At 71.2% G+C, this 3,361-nt stretch carries 3 protein-coding genes; 1 reads left to right on the plus strand and 2 read right to left on the minus strand.

Annotation, left to right across the window (positions count from 1 at the left end):
• Positions 1–751: 751 nt before the first annotated feature.
• Both ACTUAL_RS32255 and ACTUAL_RS32260 read right to left on the minus strand, forming a co-directional pair.
• Positions 752–1,261, minus strand: coding sequence for a flavodoxin family protein (locus ACTUAL_RS32255; RefSeq protein WP_440902877.1), 510 nt, complete (start codon positions 1,259–1,261; stop codon positions 752–754).
• Between the two features lie 579 nt (positions 1,262–1,840).
• Positions 1,841–2,506: a TetR/AcrR family transcriptional regulator gene (locus ACTUAL_RS32260; protein WP_440902878.1), complete on the minus strand. Its 666-nt coding sequence runs from the start codon at positions 2,504–2,506 to the stop codon at positions 1,841–1,843.
• Between the two features lie 111 nt (positions 2,507–2,617).
• Here ACTUAL_RS32260 and ACTUAL_RS32265 point away from each other — a divergent pair.
• Positions 2,618–3,361 (plus strand): NADPH-dependent F420 reductase (locus ACTUAL_RS32265; RefSeq protein ID WP_440902879.1); only part of this gene is annotated, 744 nt, incomplete at its 3' end.

The following is a 3,361-nucleotide window of genomic DNA, read 5'->3' on the forward strand; positions in this document are numbered from 1 at the left end:
AGGACTTCGGGGGGAGCGCCCAAGTGCCCCGCGAACGCGGGTCGTGCGCTGGGGGCGGTGGTGACCTCCGGCCCTGGTGGGGATTCCGGGGGACGGGGAACGGGGCTGGTGGGGTGGGTGGTGGGAGCGGTTTCGGGGCGTTGGGGCGACCTGTCGGTCGGTCCGGGATGTCTCGGCGTTCCTGGCGCTTGATCAGCCGGGAACCGCGGTGTCGCTCCACCGGGTGATTCACCGATGAACGCGGAAATTCCCCCTCCGAAGGTCTTGGCCCCAGGGGTGTCCAGCGTGCCAAGCTTGACGGGGAAAGCGGCGATCAGGCCTGGTGGAGAAGGGTTTTCTCCAAGCGCCGCACGCGGTTCGGCGGTGTCGGGTCACCGGGCGGCGACGGGCGGGGCTGGTCAACGACGAGGGGGGAGGGATGCGGTGAGAATGGCGCCGTGACGACCGGGCAGGGCGGGCCGGACGACGGTTGTTGGGCGTTCGCGGGAGCTTCGGGCAGGTCCACGCGGGCCGGGCAGGGGCGGTTCCGCGTGAACCTCGACAGCACCCGAGTCGGGCGTGCGACGACTGCCGCGTGTTCGGTGGTGGTCGCGCACCTGGCAGCAGTCGCGCGCTCAACGGTTGTGGCACATCGGGCAGTCGCTGTGCGCTCGACAGTCACCGCGCGCTGGGCCGTTGGCGTGCGTTAGGTGACTGACGTGCGCTAGGCCGTTGGCACGCTAAGCCGTTGGTGCGCGTCGAGTGATCGCGGTCAGTTGCGGGAGAAGGACGCTTCGGCGATGGCGCGTCCCCATTCCTCGGCGCGCTCGGCCTCACCATCCAGGAGGGGCCCGATCGCGGTGACCACGTCGACCGACTTGGGCTGGTAGCGGACCTCGAAGCGCAGCTTGCGCAGGGCGAGCGTGGCCACGCGGGCGGCCGAGCCGGGGGCGAAGCGGATGCCGGTGTCGAAGGCGACCGCTTCGACGCCGATCCGCTCCTGCTCGACCACGGCGAGCCACTCGCGCATCCCGCGCCTGGAGGAGAGCACCTGCTCCTGGTACTGGGTCGCGGCCTTGCGGGTGCCGGGCCTGCTGAGTCCGAACGCGTGGGTCGGTGCGCCGATGACGAGCAGGTCGAGGTCCGAGGGCAGGACGTCCGGCGCGACGCCGACTTCGAGCACGTCGGTGGATCGCCAGATCGACAGGCCGCGCGCGATCGCCTCGGCGATCAGCTTGGCGTTGCCGAACATGGACTCGTAGACCACCAATGCCCGTGCCATGAACAAACCTCACCCGTTTGGAGTACTGCGGAAGTGGGTTCATGATCCACTGGGTGAGACGGAGAGGGGGAGCGCCGAAGTGCCTGGGGGTCCTGGGACTTACTGCCCTGCTGTGACTTCACCGGTCAGAACGCTGGGAGGGGGATCACCAGATATCGCAGGGCGTACGTAGCGCGCAACCGGTCGAACGGACGGCCGAAACGCGCGGACTTCGGCGCATCGGCAAGCCGAAAGCCCGAAGCCGCCAAACGGTCACGTTGCCGCAACGCGGGAGATGACGCACGAGCTGGCAGCTGCATGGTCAGGCGATCACTCGTCCGCAGCCATGCGGTCACGCGGCCAGGCGGCCACGTGGCCGGGCGGCCAGGCAGCCATGCGGCCACGCGACCGGGCGGCCACGCGGCCAGGCAGCCATGCGGTCACGCGGCCATGCGGTCACGCGGCCGGGCGGTCACGTGGCCGGGCGGCCGGGCGGTCACACGGGCGGGCGGTCACGCGGCCAGGCGGTCACGTGGCCGGGCGGCCGGGCGGTCACGCGGGCGGGCGAACCGTCGGACCGTCGGATGTTGTGCCCTCAGGTCAGGGGCGCGGGGTTCCGGACGTGCCGGTTCGCCATGCGGGGACGCACTCCGCTCCCGTGCTCGCGGGGTGGAGCGGGCTTGCGGGTGGGAGTGGGGTGGTTGTGGTTGGGGACAGGGCGTCCAGGAGCAGGACCAGGTACCTGCGCCAGCCCTGGTCGCCCGGTGCCATGCCCCACAGGACGCTGGTCAGCATCCCCAGCAGGCGGTGCACGTCGTGCGGGGTGAGGTCCGGGCGGATCAGGGTTGCGCGTTGGGCTTTTTCGGTCAGCTCGGTCAGGGTGTCGAGCAGGGGTTCGGCGATGGCCGAGGTCAGGGCGCTGGGGTTGCTCGCGGCTGCCAGGGTGGGGCGTTCGCGGTCCACCAGGGTGAGGGTTTCCTCGATCAGCGCGGTGAGGGCCCGGAGCGGGTTCGGGGTGGAGTTCGCCCTGGTGATGGCGTGGGCGAAGTCCGGGGTGAGGGCGCGGTCCAGGGTTGCCCTGACCAGGTCTTCCTTGCGCGGGAAGTGGCGGTGCAGGGTGCGCACGCCCACGCCCGCGTGCTTGGCCACCTCGTCGAGGGGAGCGTCCGGACCGACGCGGGCGAAGACCTCGCGTGCGGCGCACAGGATGTGCTCGATGTTGCGCGCGGCGTCGGCGCGCGGTCGTCGGTCGGGCTCCGCCTTCACCGCGCAACGGTAGCAAATGACAGTCTTCTGCCACTTGTGCTACGTTCCGAATCGGAGCAAGTGGCAGTTGACTGCCATTTATGCGGTGACGTGGTGGAGGGGCGGACGGGCATGACCGGAACGCTGGGGCTCATCGGGGCCGGGATGATCGGCGGGACTCTCGCGCGTCAAGCTGTCGCGCGAGGGCTCGAGGTTGTGCTGAGCAACTCCAGAGGGGCGGACAGCCTCGCGGAGTTCGTCGCGGAGCTGGGACCGCGGGCTCGCGCCGCCACCCCGGCGGAGGCCGCGCGTGCCGGTGACCTGGTTGTCGCGACCGTGCCGCTGCACGCGCTCGACCAGCTGCCCGCGGACGCGCTCGTCGGGCGGATCGTGATCGACACGATGAACTACTACCCGCAGCGGGACCGGGCGATCGCCGAGCTGGACTCGAACTCGGTGACGTCCAGCGAGCTGGTCCAGCGCGGGCTGCCCGGTGCGCGGGTGGTGAAGGCGTTCAACAGCATCAGCTTCTTCAACCTGGCCAACGCCGCACGTCCGTCGGGCGCGCCGGACCGCAGCGCGCTGCCGATCGCGGGTGACGACGTCGAGGCCAAGGCGGCGGTGGTCGAACTGCTGGACGTGCTGGGGTTCGACGCCGTGGACACGGGATCGCTCGCCGACAGCTGGCGCAGCGAGCCGGGGACGCCGGTGTACGTGCAGCCGTACCTGCCGGGCACGCCACCGGAGGGGGCGGGGCAGGAGGAGGCGCTGCGGTGGTTGCGCGAGAACCCCGGTGAGCCGGTGCCCGCGGCGCGGGTCCGGGAGCTGGTCGCCGAAGCCGTGCGCGGCAAGGCGGGTGGGGTGCTGCCGGGAAGG

Source organism: Actinosynnema sp. (genome assembly GCF_052038725.1).

What these genes read in the sequence shown, in the direction of transcription:
- ACTUAL_RS32255 (WP_440902877.1), bottom strand. Translation starts at nt 1,261, where the DNA reads ATGGCACGGGCATTGGTGGTCTACGAGTCCATGTTCGGCAACGCCAAG.